This is a genomic window from Paenibacillus polymyxa (assembly GCF_018614975.1).
In the GTDB taxonomy this organism is placed as follows: domain Bacteria; phylum Bacillota; class Bacilli; order Paenibacillales; family Paenibacillaceae; genus Paenibacillus; species Paenibacillus polymyxa_E.
The window spans coordinates 1-16216 of record NZ_JAGGNR010000015.1; the positions used below are offsets into that span (position 1 = coordinate 1).

Here is a 16216-nt window from a genome sequence, read left to right on the forward strand (position 1 = left end):
TCGAGCCGGTTTCCCTTCGATCTCCTGAGTATACTTGGTTATCCATTTCGACAACACACTTTTGCTTGAAATATCATATTTTTCTGTTGCAGCAGATAAAGATAGCTGACCAGACAAGACATCTCTGACCGCACCCAGCCTTATTTCCTCGGCGTATGTTTTCCACGTTTTCGATTCCTTTAACCCATCCGACCCATGTGCTCTATATTTTCTGACCCAATCTTTGACTGAATTCTTGCTCACCCCAATGTGTTTAGCTTCCGAATTCGGATTGGATTGGAGTTCAAGGCAGCGCTGTACGGTGTGTAATTTGATTTCTAAAGAAATGGGACTTCTTTTAGACATGAGAAAACTCCCCTCATAATAGACGTAGAAGTTTTGTTTTTTTCTACTGTCTACTATGGGGGGAGCATATCAATGTCAGCAAAGGCTTTTCATTTTAGATTGTATTTATTGATCAATCAAGTTGGTTACTTTCAACATTCTTGCAATCAATGCAGTAACCTCAGCACGGGTCATCGTGGTCTTCGGACTCAGAACCTCTGGCCCATTACCTTGGATGATTCCAGCTGCAATCAACTGGGCTACATCTTCTTTCGCCCAATTCGATACATCCGCTGCATCACTGTAACGTTCCAGTTCAGAGTTCATCTGATCCGGGCTAATTGCTGCTTCCGGTTCAATCAGACGATAGGCACGAGCAACCATCGCAAATCCTTGCTCACGTGTGATTTCTTGATTACCGTGGAAGTTCCCATTATCGTAACCGCGAACGATACCGAATTCATTCGCAAGGGCTACCGCAGAGCGGAACCATGCGGAATCGTTAACGTCAGGGAATAGATTCTGTGGTGCATCCTGACGCATTAAGCCCAGTCCAAGCACAACAATCTCGGCAAACTCAGAACGAGTAACCTGACGGTTCGGTGAGAACGTGTTATCTCCGTTACCTTGCAAATCTAATCTTGCAGCAATGTTGTTCACATCAGTTTTACCCCAATGGGATTTGGCATCTTCAAAATCCTGCGGGTTCCAGATAACCGAGTAACTTCCGCTGCTACGCAAGTCATTAATGAGTGCATAGTAACGACTATCAATCTTAGTGACAACCGTTGGTACATGGAAGATGCTACCGTCTGGATTAATGATTACACCTGTGGTAATCCGGTTCGGGTCGATACCTTCCGGAAGTGCAATATACTTCGGTGCATAACCGTTCAGCTGGCCGGATCGTACGGTCTGTCCATCTTTCGTAAACGTCAGATCCAGATCAACCGGTGTGACAATTAGCTCGTATCCTTGGGAAGCGGCTCTTGTTTCGGCGCTGTCAATCAACGTATCCGATGAACGTGCGATGTTGATATGGACATCGATATCGTTCAACGCTGCATTACCAAGCTGTCCGGATACACCATTCAGGTCCATTTTGCCACCAGGTACCGGATAGATCGCCAGTGGATTGCTAATGTTCAGTTTAGAACCTTGGTCCACTAATTGTTTCAGTGTTTCGAGGGTTAAACCATCCACCTTCATATGCCCATCATTCGGTGAATGAATGGCGAACTGTTGCCCTGTGCCTTGGGACATGGCAACATTCAGCTTCGCTGGATCAACTTGAACCAACGTTTCTTTGTTGTCAGATGGTTTGGATGTAGCAAATGGTTGATGGCTACCATCCCGAGTTGTTTCCAAATTATCCTTCACGGGCGCCGGAGTTGGCGTCGGTACTGGCGCAGGTGTAGGTGCTGGTGTGCTTCCACTGTTACCTCCCGTATTTCCACCGCCGCCATTGTTGCCTCCACCATTGTTACCATTGTCGCTGGATGCTCTAGTCACATTGATTTTGTACGCCGTAACATTGCCAAGTGAATCTGTTACTCTAACAACGATCTTATTTCCACCAACTTGAAGTGCAAGATTCTCACTTACACTACCACTTGTAACCTCGTTCCATTCTCCATCTCCAACAGCTATTTCAATCTTGGCAAGTGGATCAAGTGCCGTTGGTGTTAGCTGGAATTGATATACGCTATTCGGCACAGAGATGGTGTACGTATCTTTAGCCGGATCAAAGGCCGGAGATAAGCTTCCCACGGAAGGAACCAGTGTTTGCAACGTAGATGCATCTGTACCAATCACTCTGGTGAGTCCCGTTCTCGCATCAGTCAGATCCTGAAGTGCCTTGTCTACCTGCGCTTGAGTCGATGTCAGATCATTCAACACTCGCTCTGCTTCGTTCATCGCATTATCGAGTGCTGTCCAGCTACCTGGCGTATATTCTGTTTCAGTTAGATTTTCAGTCTTGATTCTATCATATTCGTTTTTTAGCACTGACTTGTCGATACCAGTACCAGGCTTTTTGGTAAGACCTTCTCGGGCATCCACCAAATCCTGATGCGCTTCTTCCACCTGTTCCGGTGTTGCATTTTCGTCGTCGAACACAGATTGAGCAACTTCTAACGCATTTTGCAGCGTTTGCCATGATTCTGGCGTGTACTCCTCTTTGTCCAGTTCACCTGTTTCAGTCTTACCGTTAATCTCATCGATTTTGGCTTTCAACTTCGCCTTATCAATAACAACAACATAACTTTTCGTATTTGATGCTTCTGAATCTGCATATGCAGGATTGTTCGTCTTCGCTGTGACTGTCACCGTGTAGTTTCCAGCTTCCAGCGAAGGTTCCAATTGCGACAGGTTAAGTGCTGTTCCGGTTACCTCCACTGTCCGCGTTGTGCCGTCTTCCAGTTCAATCGTTACTTCATATTTATCTGCATGCTCAACTACTTCCCAATTTAACTCATCACCGGTCAGTTCGATGTCTGGCGCCGACAAAGGAGTGGCAGCAGCCGCAATGGTAAAGTACGAATTTGGACCAAAATTGGAAGTATTAAGGGTTACTTGGCCGTTCTCTATTAAATGGAACGAGTCTTGACCATCAAATTGCTCATCATCGCTGATCACAATATATCGAGGCCACTGCGTGCCCCCCATTTCATCTACTTGAAGTGTGATCTGTGTTTCAGCCCAATTTGTTTTCTGTACTTTGTAGATCCGGTCCATCAGAAGCAGTTTTTCTTGATCTTTAGTACTCGGCTTTGCGAATTCAGCACTTGCTCCATTGTCACCAAAGGTAAAGAAAGAAGAATCGTATGAAAATTCATTTGCATTTGCAGAATTTGTATCCTCGATACTGTTACCCAATGCAATCGTCAATACGGATTCTAGTTCCTGCGCTTTGGCTTGCTTCTGCATTAAGCCGCTCTGATCATCTCGACCGATGCTTGTAATGCGATGGGTGTAGGCTCCATTCACCTGTGAATCCCAGATCGTAGTCATATTGGAGTCGACATATGAATTTGCTGTTGTCTGATCCAGCGTGTAGCCGTACTTGATCGCCAGATATGTGCTGACTTTTTGCCGTTCTGCGTCCGTCAGAGCATGATCATATACGATAATTTCTTCAATTGTACCCTGCCAATGTTCAATGCCGGTAGCTGCTGGAATGAGCTTACCAACTACCGCTCCACCAGAGTTCCCGGTATCCCATAGCTTCACATTATCTTTTCCCCAGTCATTTAGTTGCTGTACCTGCTTCATTTTACTATACAATCTAGCTATGTTAGATTCAGTCTCCCCGCCTGTCCAAGTAACAAATTGCTCGTTCGGGAATGTCGTTCCCAAGAATCCTTCGGGGGTGTATAATGTTTGGTTCCTGTCACTGTTAAATGTGGTCAAGCCGCCTCTTGTAGCATTTTGAAGCATCCCTATACCCGTATAACCACTCGTTTTGACTCCCCATGAAATGATATAACTGATGTCTCCAGTTCTATTGGTTTTGCTAACCGTAATAATCGATCTGGGGCTCTTCCCTTGTGGAAGCTTACTTACATCCAGATTCATAAAACTACTCGTGCCGTCATATTCCAATACCGGATTGAAATTGATATTATGATCCTTATTATCCCAATAAGTTGGTTGGTTATTGACCTCATCTTGCGTTGCGTTATTTACTTTACTGCCTTGATCTTCCCAGGTACTCACCTTCTGGCCGCTGGTAACTTCCGTGCCCAGATCTGATCGTAGCCATAATGCAGGGGCACCAACTCCACCTGGGCCAACAGGAGTTTCTTTAACCTCCTCTGCTTGAGCCAAACTCATTGGCAACGTTCCAATCGTTAGAATAAAGGAAAGAACTAGCATGGAAATTCTCTGCCATGTTTTCTTCCGGATTTCTGCTGTGTACATAGTTTCCTCCTACTTAATATGTTATTTTTGGACTGCTTACTGACTCAAAACATCATATCTACCCTCATCTTGCTTATTCTACACATAGCCTCTTACCAAACTCTTACCAAACCTTTCGCTAACAAATACAACAAAAAAACAGCCTTGCAAATGAAGCTGCAAGGCTGAATAATTTCAATTAAATATTGGATTGTTTCCATTGCTGATACCACAACTCAACTTCCAGGCCAGGACGTATGCCCGCCTCTTGTTCTAACGCGGTAACCAACTGATTATATTGAGCGACCACAGGATCTTTATTGCCTAATCGATCGTAGGTCTTCATTAAGGCCAGTCCGACTTCCTCCAATGATGGTTCGAATTGTTGTACCCGGTGATATAGCGTGAGTGCTTCCGTGCTCTGCCCCTGTTCATTGTAATATCGTGCGAGCTGCATAGCGTGATTACGCCATAACGCATGCAAGCGCTGACGCTCCAGCTCAGCCCATACATAATCGTCCTCGCCATAATATTTACCTTCATATTGATCTGAGGTCTGCCGATGTTCAGCTATTGTAGACGAAGATAATAAAGGCAATCGATTAAGACGACTCTCCCATTCTTCCGCGTCAATCCTGAATTGTCCTATTTCCAATATATAACCAAACTGCTGATAACGAATGGACATCTTGTCCTCGCCCATGAGTTCGTTCATCATGCTGCGCAAGCGATGGATGCCACTATGCAGATTGGATATGCCTCTCCGCTCATCCAACTCTGGCCACAACAGTTCAAGTAGCGTATCCCGCTTAATCGGTTTGTTCCGATGGTGAAGCAAATAGGCGAATAACTCTCTGATTTTGGTTGTTCTGAACTTCATATGCTTCGGTGGCTCATTCGGATGCAGTTGGACCTTAAGCATCCCCAGACAGCGAATTAACATGGATGGCCCCTCTGCTATATTCAGGCTTGCTGGCACAGTTCGGCGTTGATACATCTTCATCGTTTTTTCCAAACGGTCACGCGTTACAGGCTTCATAATATAATCCAGCACTTCAAGTCCATAGGCCGTCAGTGCATGTTCGTTATATGCTGTTGTGAAAATAACCTCTGTTCCAGGGGAAACCTCATGGATCCGTTCGGTCGCCTCGATCCCGTTCATCCCCGGCATCTGAACGTCCATGAAGACGATTTCCGGCAGATGACGTTTGATCTGATCTATGGCTTCCTGTGCCGTCAGAAAAGAGCCGACAACTTCGCAATCCTCTCTCTCTTGCAACAGTTTGTTCAACCTGCTCAGAGCGAGATATTCATCATCTACCAAAATCACTCTCATATGCACAACTCCTCTGGCTCACTGATCACCCTTTAATCTATAATTTTACCATAAATCGTGATGTGGTACCGCTATCATTTGAATATAGAATCTATGTTCCGGTATTCAAAAAAATGTTCTTCATTGGCAGAACGCATGCAGGAATTTGGAGGGAACTGTCGAAAACTAAAGTCTGCCATGATACCAATAACCTATAAAAAGATACCCCGATATGTATTGCTGTCGATTCTATTCCTGACTATTTTACTTGGTTTTCGCTGGGTATGGTCCGAGTCTTTCACTATACCCAAACATCCTGAACCCGCTAAAGGCGTGTTGGACCTTCGAGGCTGGGACCTCGCCAATGCTTCACCCATATCCCTCGATGGAGAATGGGAATTTTACCCCCATGCGTTAATCTCTAATCGTGACGCGAAAACAACGGATAACCTATCCACACGGATTCAAGTTCCCGGTGACTGGCGTAATGCATTACCACAATCCTCATCATCGTTCGGATATGGGACGTATCGTCTTCGCATACTTTTAGATCCATCTGTGGAGGAAGTCTCTCTCTGGGCTCAGAAAATCCAGACATCATCGATCATCGAGATGAACGGGACCATTGTTGCCGAATTCGGCCAACCTGCCACTCATGCCGAAGCCTATCGACCAGAAAGGACTGCATTTACAACTTCCTATGTGCTTGACGGTTCTACCGAACTCAATCTTTTGGTGCAGACAGCCAATTTTGACGATCCTTATAGTGGAGGGATCACGCGCTCTCTCTATTTTGGTTCTCCAGAAGCCATTGGAAGTGAACGAGGATTGTCTATCGATCTGCAAAAGATCACGTTCGCCATACTGATTTTGCACAGCCTATACGCTTTTGTCATGTTTCTGTTTATCCGAAAGGAACGAGCTCTGCTGACGTTCTCGATGCTAACACTGGTAGCTGCCCTAACGATCACTTCCGACCATGACAATCTGTTATTGAGTTGGATTCCACTCAACTTCACTTGGATCGTTAAGGCCAAAGCGTTATCCTATCCGTTGTTCGCATTCTTTCTTTTACAGATGGCGAGAAGCTTCTCCCATAATCTACAATGGCGTAAACTGTTCCGTATCTATGCCAGCGTGCTTGGCGTTTACTGTTTATTTTTACTCGTCGCACCAGTGACCCTAATCTATCATGTACTTGAGATTGGGCTCTCTGATTTCCTCTATCTGTTTGCCATCGGCTGGTCTGTGTACCTGTTCTTCCGAATGGCAGCCGAGAAACGAAGTGACGCAAGCTTTTTGCTCTTTGCAGCGACCAGCAGCTTATCCAGCGTACTGTGGGGAATTGTGAACTCACTTAATGAAATCACCAACGTGTATTATCCAATAGATGTTATCGCGGCCATGTTCGGCTTCTCCGCCTATTGGTTCAGGAAATATTTTCGCAATTCAAGTGAGATTGAGAAGTTGTACGAACAGCTCAAAGAGGAGGATCGGCAGAAGGATCAATTCCTTGTGAATACGGCTCATGAGCTGCGTACACCATTGCATGGCATTATCAATATTGCCGAGAGTATTGCGGTCCGTGAACGGCGTAAATCAGGTGGACAGCAGGCAGAAGACATGAAACTGTTAGTTACCATCGGTCGACGCATGTCTCAACTTGTTGATGACCTTCTTGATGTCATTCGTCTGAAGGAGAAACGTATTAAACTTCAAAAGAAACCACTTTCCCTTGCATCTGTCATCCCAGGTGTGATCGGTATGTTCCGATTTATGGCAGAGGGAAGGCCTGTCCACATGAAGGTAGATATTCCTGAATCACTACCGTTAATTCAAGCCGATGAGAGAAGACTTGTTCAGGTACTTTACAACCTGTTACATAATGCACTCAAATTTACCGATGAGGGTACGATTACTGTATCTGTTCGGGAACATGGTGAGTACGTCTTGATCCAAGTCTCGGATACAGGCGTTGGCATAAGTGAGGAGATACAACAGCGCATATTCGAGGCATATGAGCAAGGGAGCCCAGAAGCTCGCTTAAGTGGAGGAATCGGCCTTGGTCTCAATATCAGCAGACAGCTCACCGAACTCCATGGCGGTCAGCTCACCGTGCAATCCGTACCTGGGCAAGGATCGACCTTCCAGATCTCACTTCCACGGGAAGATACTGAAGCGCTCTCTGACCAGACTGAGCAGCGATGGGACGCTCACAGCTTTGATGAAGTTGCGATTGCAGAACCGCAGCAGCAAGCCATATCTCATGATAAGACTGCCGCCCGTATTCTTGCCGTCGATGATGATCCTGTAAACCTGCGAGTACTGATCTCCATGCTTGCGAATGAACCGTATCATATTCAACCCGCAGCTTCCGCGCTTGAGGCACTCGAATTACTGGATCAGGAGCCTTGGGACTTACTGATTGCCGATGTCATGATGCCTCACATGTCCGGTTATGAGCTGACCGAGAACGTACGCAAACGTTATTCGGTCTCTGAGCTTCCCATCCTGTTATTGACGGCCCGTAACGAACCAGCGGATGTTTACGCCGGATTCATGGCCGGTGCTACCGACTATGTTACCAAGCCTGTTGATGCCGTTGAGTTAAGGCATCGCATTGGATCACTGATCGTGCTGAAACAATCCATCGATGAGCGGCTGCGCATGGAAGCCGCTTACTTACAAGCACAGATTCAGCCACATTTCCTTTTTAATACGCTCAATTCAATCATGGTTCTTAGTGAGATGGACACGGAGCGAATGCAGAAACTGGGTGATGCTTTTATCGAGTATCTTCAGACCAGCTTTCATTTTGTCAATTCGGAGAAAATGGTGGAGGTCACTCATGAGTTGGATCTATCCCGTGCCTATCTCTACATTGAGAAAGAACGATTCATGGATCGGTTGAACGTCATCTGGGATATTCCTGATGATCTTGATCTGTCCCTGCCGCCACTCACCATTCAACCGCTCATTGAGAACGCCGTTCGACATGGTATTCTCAGCAAAGTTGAGGGTGGAACCGTGCATATCCGGATCATCAACCAAACAGCGTCCACCTTGGTGGAGATTGAGGATAACGGTGTAGGAATGCAACCCGAGCAGATCGAACGGGCACTGGCGTGGCCCAAGAAAGGTCCCGGCGGAACTGGAGGCATTGGATTAACCAATACACATCGCCGGTTGACTCAGATGTACGGACAGGGCTTGAACATCGTCAGTTCTCCGGGCCAAGGTACGAAAGTATCTTTTGTCATCCCATTGGACCGCGACACAGGAGCCTGAGCGACATGTTAAACTATCCTACACCTCTTCAACTGCAATCTGTGCTCTATGCAGACCGTGTCCGTATGCATATTTAAGGTCTAGGGTGAGCGCGATGGTGCAGGACATATTCATATTCATGTTCAGGTTCAGCTACGGGTCTAGACATACCAAATCAACCAAAAGAGAGCTAAGCACGGGTTTCGTCCCGGCTTAGCTCTCTTTCCTATGGCTTCATTATTATCTAACACGATAAGCGAATGGTTATACGTGCATGACATGTTTTTCATCCGATAACCCGAGCGCCTTGGCTGTTGAAGAATGAACCTCTTTGAGCAGATCCAGGTTCTCCACAAGTGATATGCCATAGGAAGGAATCATTTCCTTGATCTTCGGCTCCCATGCCTCCATATGCTGCGGGAAGCACCGCTGAAGAATCTCAAGCATGACCTGAACTGCGGTAGATGCACCTGGTGATGCACCAAGCAGAGCCGCAATCGTTCCATCTGCAGACGTAACCACTTCTGTACCGAATTGGAGCGTACCCTTGCCACCTTGAACGGTATCCTTGATCACCTGCACACGCTGGCCCGCCAGAACCATATCCCAATCCTCGCTCTTCGCACCCGGAACAAAGTCACGCAATTCTGCCATACGCTGTTCTTTGGATAACATGAGTTGTTGGATCAGGTACTTGGTCAAAGAGATTTCTTTGACACCTGCTGCAAGCATCGTTAACAGATTATGCGGCTTAACAGACGTGATTAAGTCGGCATTGGAACCCGTCTTCAGGAACTTCGGCGAGAACCCGGCAAACGGTCCAAATAACAGCGACTTCTTATTGTCGATAAAACGGGTATCCAGATGCGGAACGGACATAGGCGGAGCCCCTACCGAAGCCTTGCCGTATACTTTGGCATGATGCTGTTCCACAACTTTTTGATTTTTGCACACCATAAAGATCCCACTGACCGGGAATCCGCCGATATGTTTACCTTCTGGAATGCCCGTCTTCTGGAGCAAATGCAGACTTCCGCCGCCAGCGCCGATAAAGACGAATTTTGCCTTATGGCGTTCGACTGCACCGCTCTTCAGATTTTTCACGGATAATTCCCATTGTCCATCGCTGGTACGTTTCATATTCTTCACGCTATGTTGGTAGTGGATACCCACGTGTTGTTCCTTCAAATGTTGGATCAGCATACGCGTTAAAGCACCAAAGTTAACGTCCGTACCGGAGTCAATTTTGGTCGCTGCTACAGGTTCATTACTTGTACGATCTTTCATCATCAGTGGCATCCATTTCGCCAGCTCTTTCTTGTCATCCGAGAATTCCATGCCTGCGAACAGCGGGTGATTCGACAAGGAGTCATAACGTCTTTTCAAAAACTGGACATTACTCTCTCCATGCACATAACTCAAATGAGGAATCGGCATAATGAAGTCCCGCGGATTACGAATCAGACGGCTATTGACGAGATAGGACCAAAATTGCTTTGAGATCTGAAATTGTTCATTCACTTTAATCGCTTTGCTAATATCTACGGTTCCGTCTGGTCGTTCAACGGTATAGTTAAGTTCGCACAATGCAGCATGCCCGGTTCCGGCATTATTCCATTCGTTGGAGCTTTCCTCTCCTGCAGTGGCTAGCTTTTCAAAAACCTTAATATTCCAGTCTGGTGCCAATTCTTTTAGCAAAGTTCCCAAAGTTGCACTCATAATTCCGGCACCAATCAAGATCACATCTGTACTCGTTTGTCCCTGGCTCATGTCTACCGTCCTTATATCCTATATTTGCCAAAAGGATGTAAGCGTTATCGATTTGGCATTTGCAGCAAGCCCATTCTTGAACAGGATCGCACCTTCTCTAATGATTATAACCTTGATCTAGTGTATCAATAATATAGAGCAATTTAAATATGCAATTTCAAGATATTTGCTATTCCATCAGTATACGCTAGTTTACATCGGAACGTTAGCCCGGTTATAGGCCTGAAAGATATATTTGTTCAAAACAAAGAAAGGAACCCGGTTTTAGGGGGACTTTGGGTGATCAAATGGATGCACTAAAAGCCGCTCTCGAATCGCTTCGCAAGGCGGCTTTATATTTAAGATTAACGATTACCACCCCCGGCGTCTCCGGGAGTACTCAGAAGATCGAAATTAACTCTTTCGTGTACGGATGGCGTTCTTCAGCGAACAACGCATCTGCACCAAAGCGGTCAACGATCTGACCTTCCCGCATGACGATGATGCGCTGGCTCATGCGATGAACCGCGGCCAGATCATGTGAGATGAACACGTATGATAGACCCAGTGATGTCCGGAGATCGGTAAGCAACTGCAAAACTGCTCCTTGCGAGATCACATCCAGGCTGGCCGTCGGTTCATCCAGAACGACAACGTCCGGCTCAATACCAATGGCACGTGCGATCGTGACCCGCTGACGCTGTCCACCACTCAGCTCATGGGGGTATCGTCCAGCCAAATCGCTTGGAAGCTCAACAGCTTCAAGCAGCTTTTGGACGTAAGCATCCTTAGACGTATAGGTAAAGTGGGAAAGCTCGGCGTTCCGTCCAAGCTGCTCGTACGGATCGATGAGCGAGTCGGCAATCTTGAGCTTTGGATTCAGTGCAGCCATCGGGTTCTGGAATACAATCTGAATCTTCCGGCGATGAGGTCGCAATCGTCGGCCGCTCAGCCGTGCAATATCCTGTCCACCCAGTGTAATTGAGCCTGCATCTGCATCTTCGATCCGCAGCAGACAGCGTGCGAGTGTACTCTTCCCACAGCCGCTCTCGCCAACTAGGCCAAGACACTCACCGCGGTTCAGGGTGAAGGAAATATCGTTCACAGCCGGTCGGTCTGCATCTGCATACGTTCGGCTGAGATGTTCCACGTGAAGCACAGGATTGCCAGGGATGCTGAACGGTGAAGCATTCTCTGAAGCGGCAATATCTATATTCACACCTGTATCCGCATGATCTGTATCTGTAACCTTTGTGAATGCATGATCTGCAAAGGCAGTATCTATGACTGCATTGTCTGTGTCTTCATGGTTTACGTCGTTAGCAAAGTCGTGGCTTCGCAAACCAGATTCTTCAGACTTCACGAATCCACGGTGTTCATCATTTGCGGTCGTCTTCATTCGGTTTCCGCCTCCTTCAATCCCGACTTCAGCGAGCGACTCAGAACGGGAGCCGCCTCAATCAGTTGGCGCGTATATTCATGCTGAGGATGATCAAGAATGCGATGTTTCCCACCAGATTCGACAATCTGTCCTTCCTTCATTACAGCCAAGCGGTTGGCATAGCGGCGAACATGGCGCCAATCGTGCGTGATAAACAGAATGGCACAGCCCGTCTCCGCTTGTTTGCGTGCCAGCAGTTCCAGTACGCGATGCCCGGATACACTGTCCAGCGCCGTTGTCGCTTCGTCAGCGATCAGCAGACGAGGGGAGAGCATCAGCGATGTGGCAATAGAAGCCCGCTGAAGCTGTCCACCGCTCAATTGGAACGGATAGCGGCGCAGCAATTCAGCGCCAAGGCCAACCGATTCCAATGCTTCCTCCGCCCGTTTCTTGCGGATGGCAGAAGACTTTTCCCCGTGTACCTTCTGGTATTCATCAAAGTGTCCGCCAATGCTGCGAAATGGCGTAAACGCTCCCTGATAGTCTTGAAAAATATATGAGATGCGGCTTCCCCGCAGGGCTCGCATCTCCTTTGGCTTCCGTTCGAGCAGGTTACTGCCCTCGAACATGACTCGCCCCGACGCATGCAGGTTGGGCGGCAGCAGACGACCAATCGCTTGCGATAGCAAGCTTTTGCCACTACCGCTCTGTCCGACCAATGCCATGAATTCACCTTCGCGAACAGCCAGAGAGACTTGATCTACAATCGTGCGATCCCGGCTAGAGATGCTCAGTTCCTCAATGGAGAGAATCATGGCTGCACCTCCTTCTTCACGTCAAACCGGTCTCGAAGATAGTCGCCCAGCATGTTGGCGAGCAGCACTATCGATACAATGGCAAGACCCGGATAGATCATCAGCTCCGGCCGAGACTGGAAGTAAGGCCGTGAGTCATTCAGCATCGCCCCCCATTCAGGTGTTGGCGGCTGTGCACCAAGGCCGATGTAGGACAATGATGAGATGAGCAGAATAATTTTGCCCAGATCAAGACTGGCCAGCACGAGCACATGACCTGCGATATGCGGAAGCAGATGTTTTCTCATGATACGACCGTCCGACAATCCGTTGGTGCGGGCGATCCGAATGTAATCCTTTTGTGACTCCGATAAAACCGTACTTCGAACGAGACGCGCATAGCTGACCCACTTTACGATCACGATGGCCAACACCAGATTACCGATTCCCGCGCCAAGCAGACCACTGAGCACAATAGCCACGATGGTATCAGGAAAAGCGAGGAAAGCATCGGCAATCCGCATGAACAGCCTATCGACCCAGCCACGTTTGTAACCAGCGATCAGACCAAACGGGATGCCGATCAGCAGTGCCGCACCGAGTGCCAGCAAGCTATAACCCATTGTTTGGCCGCCGCCAAGCAGCAGACGTGTCAGTACATCGCGGCCCAGATGGTCGGTGCCGAACGGATGGAGAGCACTTGCGCCCTGCAATCGTCCGCGCAGATCGGTTAAGGTGTGGTCATGTTTCAAGTATAAAAAAGTATATAAGGAGGCCGCGATGACTAGAAGTGCAAATAGCAAACCAACGATCGCCTGCCAGCTATGTTTTTTAGATTTTGTCGTTGGAATGGGCAGGGGAATGGTTTTCATCGGTGGGCCTCCTTTTCCTTGAGTTTCATTTCAGGATTCAAATAACGATACGACAGATCAACCGCCGTATTCACGAGGAATACCACGATAGCCATGATCAGAATGTAACCCTGGATCAGTGGATAATCACGCTGGCGGATCGCGTCCACCACGAGCTTGCCGATGCCCGGATAAGCGAACAACACTTCAATCACGACAACTCCGCCAATCAGGCTGCCAAGACTCACGCCGAATACCGTGATGACAGGTGGCAGACTATGCCGGAAGGCATGAAGCATGAAGATACGGCCTTCTGAGAGCCCTCTGGCTCGGGCGGACCGAACGAACTCCTGACTTAGTGAATCCAGCAGGCTTGAACGTAAAAGACGCACATAAACGCTGGAGATGGCAAGTCCCAGCGTCAGAGATGGCAGAATAAGCGATGTGAATCCATCCCGGCCCATGGTTGGCAGATTGCCAAAGCGTACGCCGAACATGTCGATCAGGATCAGACCCAGCCAGAAGCTTGGCACCGCCGCACCCACAATGGAGAGCATACGGCTGCCGCGGTCAATCCAACTGCCACGATGGAGCGCTGACAGTGAGCCTAGCGGGATCGCTATGACGAGCATAACCAGCAGCGCGCCAATCGTCAGCTCAGCTGTAGCCGGCAGTGCACGCATCAGGGTCTGCATGACAGGCTGGCCTGTCGAGTATGACACGCCGAAGTCGAGCCGAACGAAATCGAGTAACCAATTGCCGAACTGCACAGGAAGAGAATCGTTAAAGCCCATCTCCTCGCGTACAGCTTCAACCTGCTCCTGACTAACAGATAGTTCGTCTACGTTCAGGATCGTCAGCACGGGATCACCAGGAGCCAGACGAATGAACAGAAAGCTCACAAACATAATGAACAACAGAAAGATAAATACCTCAAGGAACTTCCGCAGCACAATGCGAAACATTACATCACATCCAGCTTATTGGTAATCATGTAATATTCACTGCGAGTGGTAACCCAGTTCTTGATCTTCTTGCCGTTATAGGCAACGATTGTACCTGGATGCAGCACGAATGAGTTCAGCACGTTATCATGCACGTAATTGGCTGCCTTCTCGGCAAGCTCTGCACGTTTTTCCGGTGCAACTGTGAGATTTAGCTCGTCAATGATTTTGGTCAATTCTGGATCTTCCGATCCGCTGAAGTTAAGAGCACCCTTCGGATGGTACGTTGCATTCAGGTAATAGCCTGCATCCCCACGCGGAGCCGTCAAATTACTGTATGTCGCAATATCCCAGTCGCGATTAGACGCCATGTAATCTTCCGGCGTGTCGATCTGACGGATCTGCACGTCGATACCGATCTTCTTGGCATCAGATTGGAACACTTGGGCGATTAGTGGCAGATCGGCACGAGCCGAATACGTCAGTAGCGTCAGCTGTAATGGTTTGCCGTCTTTGGTCATCACGCCGTTTTGCTGCGTGTACCCTGATTCGTTGAGATATTTTACAGCGACATCAGCTCCGGATTCCGTTGTTGTATCCGTATAGGTTGGTGCGAACGGTAGCGATGGCAGGAACGGTCCGATAGCAGCTTCACCGTAGCCGAGCAGGATTGTGTCCACGATACCCTGACGGTCAATCAGCGCGTCCAGCGCACGACGAACATTGAGGTCCTTCATACTCTCCCGCTGCATGTTCATCGTTAGCTGATGCACGCGGAACGTCGATGTGGACTCAACCTTCATGCCGTCCATCGCTTTGAGCGATTCGAGACTTTCGACTTCCGGACGGTATACGATATCAACCTGCCCAGATTTGAGCGCTAGTGTACGGGCATTGGCATCTTCATTGAATGAGAACGTGATGGAATCCAGAGGCGATGCTCCGTCCCAATATTCATCATAGCGAACCAGTTGCAGCTTGCTGCCTGGGGTAAAAGAGGTCAACTTGAACGGGCCCGTACCAATGGGCTTGTTCACAATGTCCGGCTCACTCACGTCGATAATCGCCGTGTTGGGATTCACCAGTTCCGAAGCGAACTCCGGGAATGGCTGAGTTGTGGTAATCTCCAGCTTGTCGCCCTCGGCTTCAATCGTATGGATCTTCAGCGCGTTCTGGATGGCTACATTCTCTTCCAGTGCCCGCTCAAGGGATGCCTTAACGGATTCGCCTGTCATCGGCTTGCCATTCTGGAAGGTCACATCATCTCGCAGATCGATCGTCCAATGCTGTCCGTCTTCACTCTCCCAGCTCTCGGCGAGCCATGGAGCAACCGTCAGATTCTCTTCATCGAGACGAACCAGCGTTTCCGTAATGCCCGCGCGCAGCGGCACATAGCTGGAATCCACATGTGGATCTAGCGAACTGGTGGAGAAGTTATATAGGAAGTGAACATTTTTATTATCGGTGGATGGTTGCGCAGCGGGACTGGACTCAGATGATCCGCAGGCGCTCAACAGTCCAGCACTCAAGGCCAAGGAGACCAGCGCTAGCAGTGGCGTCTTTTTATTCAAGGTAATGCCCCTCTCTCTTAATCGTAATCATTATGATCTAAACAATGAGTATTATCATATCGTAATGATTACGTTTTGACAAGAGTTATCTTGGTGGTGAAACGAGAAAAAATCCGACTC

9 protein-coding genes and 1 pseudogene are annotated in these 16216 nt (G+C 48.1%); 1 reads left to right on the plus strand and 9 read right to left on the minus strand.

Translation table 11 applies throughout. The features are described 5' to 3' along the window. The 3 genes and pseudogenes from J7E78_RS15375 to J7E78_RS15385 all read right to left on the minus strand — a co-directional run. A pseudogene (locus J7E78_RS15375) lies at positions 1-345 on the minus strand (helix-turn-helix domain-containing protein); the annotation flags it as partial. A gap of 105 nt (positions 346-450) precedes the next feature. Then, positions 451-4245: an S-layer homology domain-containing protein gene (locus tag J7E78_RS15380; protein ID WP_215077134.1), complete on the minus strand. Its 3795-nt coding sequence runs from the start codon at positions 4243-4245 to the stop codon at positions 451-453. A 178-nt stretch (positions 4246-4423) separates the two neighbouring features. Next, positions 4424-5560, minus strand: coding sequence for a response regulator (locus tag J7E78_RS15385; RefSeq protein ID WP_215077135.1), 1137 nt, complete (start codon positions 5558-5560; stop codon positions 4424-4426). 123 nt (positions 5561-5683) lie between these two features. On the opposite strand from J7E78_RS15385, the gene J7E78_RS15390 reads away from it, so the two are divergent. After that, positions 5684-8827 carry a hybrid sensor histidine kinase/response regulator gene (locus tag J7E78_RS15390; RefSeq protein WP_311517465.1) on the plus strand — a complete coding sequence of 1048 codons (3144 nt, stop codon included), beginning with the start codon at positions 5684-5686 and terminating at the stop codon, positions 8825-8827. Between the two features lie 243 nt (positions 8828-9070). Here the strand turns inward: J7E78_RS15390 and J7E78_RS15395 are convergent, their stop codons facing one another. The 6 genes from J7E78_RS15395 to nikA form a co-directional block, all read right to left on the minus strand. Continuing rightward, a complete protein-coding gene (locus J7E78_RS15395) occupies positions 9071-10576 on the minus strand; it encodes a malate:quinone oxidoreductase (RefSeq protein WP_215077136.1) in 1506 nt (501 codons plus the stop codon). Between the two features lie 379 nt (positions 10577-10955). After that, positions 10956-11954, minus strand: a complete 999-nt coding sequence (locus J7E78_RS15400; protein WP_311517467.1) for an ABC transporter ATP-binding protein — start codon at positions 11952-11954, stop codon at positions 10956-10958. Then, complete coding sequence (locus J7E78_RS15405) at positions 11951-12751, minus strand: ABC transporter ATP-binding protein (RefSeq protein WP_215077137.1); 801 nt, start codon at positions 12749-12751, stop codon at positions 11951-11953. The genes J7E78_RS15400 and J7E78_RS15405 overlap by 4 nt, the downstream gene beginning before the upstream one ends. Continuing rightward, positions 12748-13602, minus strand: a complete 855-nt coding sequence (gene nikC, locus J7E78_RS15410) for a nickel transporter permease (protein WP_215077138.1) — start codon at positions 13600-13602, stop codon at positions 12748-12750. Before nikC ends, J7E78_RS15405 begins: the two co-directional genes overlap by 4 nt. After that, positions 13599-14546, minus strand: coding sequence for a nickel ABC transporter permease (gene nikB / locus J7E78_RS15415; protein ID WP_215077139.1), 948 nt, complete (start codon positions 14544-14546; stop codon positions 13599-13601). The genes nikC and nikB overlap by 4 nt, the downstream gene beginning before the upstream one ends. Further along, positions 14546-16096 (minus strand): nickel ABC transporter substrate-binding protein, encoded by a 1551-nt coding sequence (nikA, locus tag J7E78_RS15420; protein ID WP_215077140.1) that lies wholly within the window; start codon positions 16094-16096, stop codon positions 14546-14548. Before nikA ends, nikB begins: the two co-directional genes overlap by 1 nt. Positions 16097-16216 lie beyond the last annotated feature (120 nt).

Bases quoted from the DNA above. Each gene is read 5' to 3' on its own strand.
- J7E78_RS15380 (WP_215077134.1), bottom strand. From the start codon at position 4,245: ATGTACACAGCAGAAATCCGGAAGAAAACATGGCAGAGAATTTCCATG.
- J7E78_RS15385 (WP_215077135.1), bottom strand. From the start codon at position 5,560: ATGAGAGTGATTTTGGTAGATGATGAATATCTCGCTCTGAGCAGGTTG.
- J7E78_RS15395 (WP_215077136.1), bottom strand. From the start codon at position 10,576: ATGAGCCAGGGACAAACGAGTACAGATGTGATCTTGATTGGTGCCGGA.
- J7E78_RS15400 (WP_311517467.1), bottom strand. From the start codon at position 11,954: ATGAAGACGACCGCAAATGATGAACACCGTGGATTCGTGAAGTCTGAA.
- J7E78_RS15405 (WP_215077137.1), bottom strand. From the start codon at position 12,751: ATGATTCTCTCCATTGAGGAACTGAGCATCTCTAGCCGGGATCGCACG.
- nikC (WP_215077138.1), bottom strand. From the start codon at position 13,602: ATGAAAACCATTCCCCTGCCCATTCCAACGACAAAATCTAAAAAACAT.
- nikB (WP_215077139.1), bottom strand. From the start codon at position 14,546: ATGTTTCGCATTGTGCTGCGGAAGTTCCTTGAGGTATTTATCTTTCTG.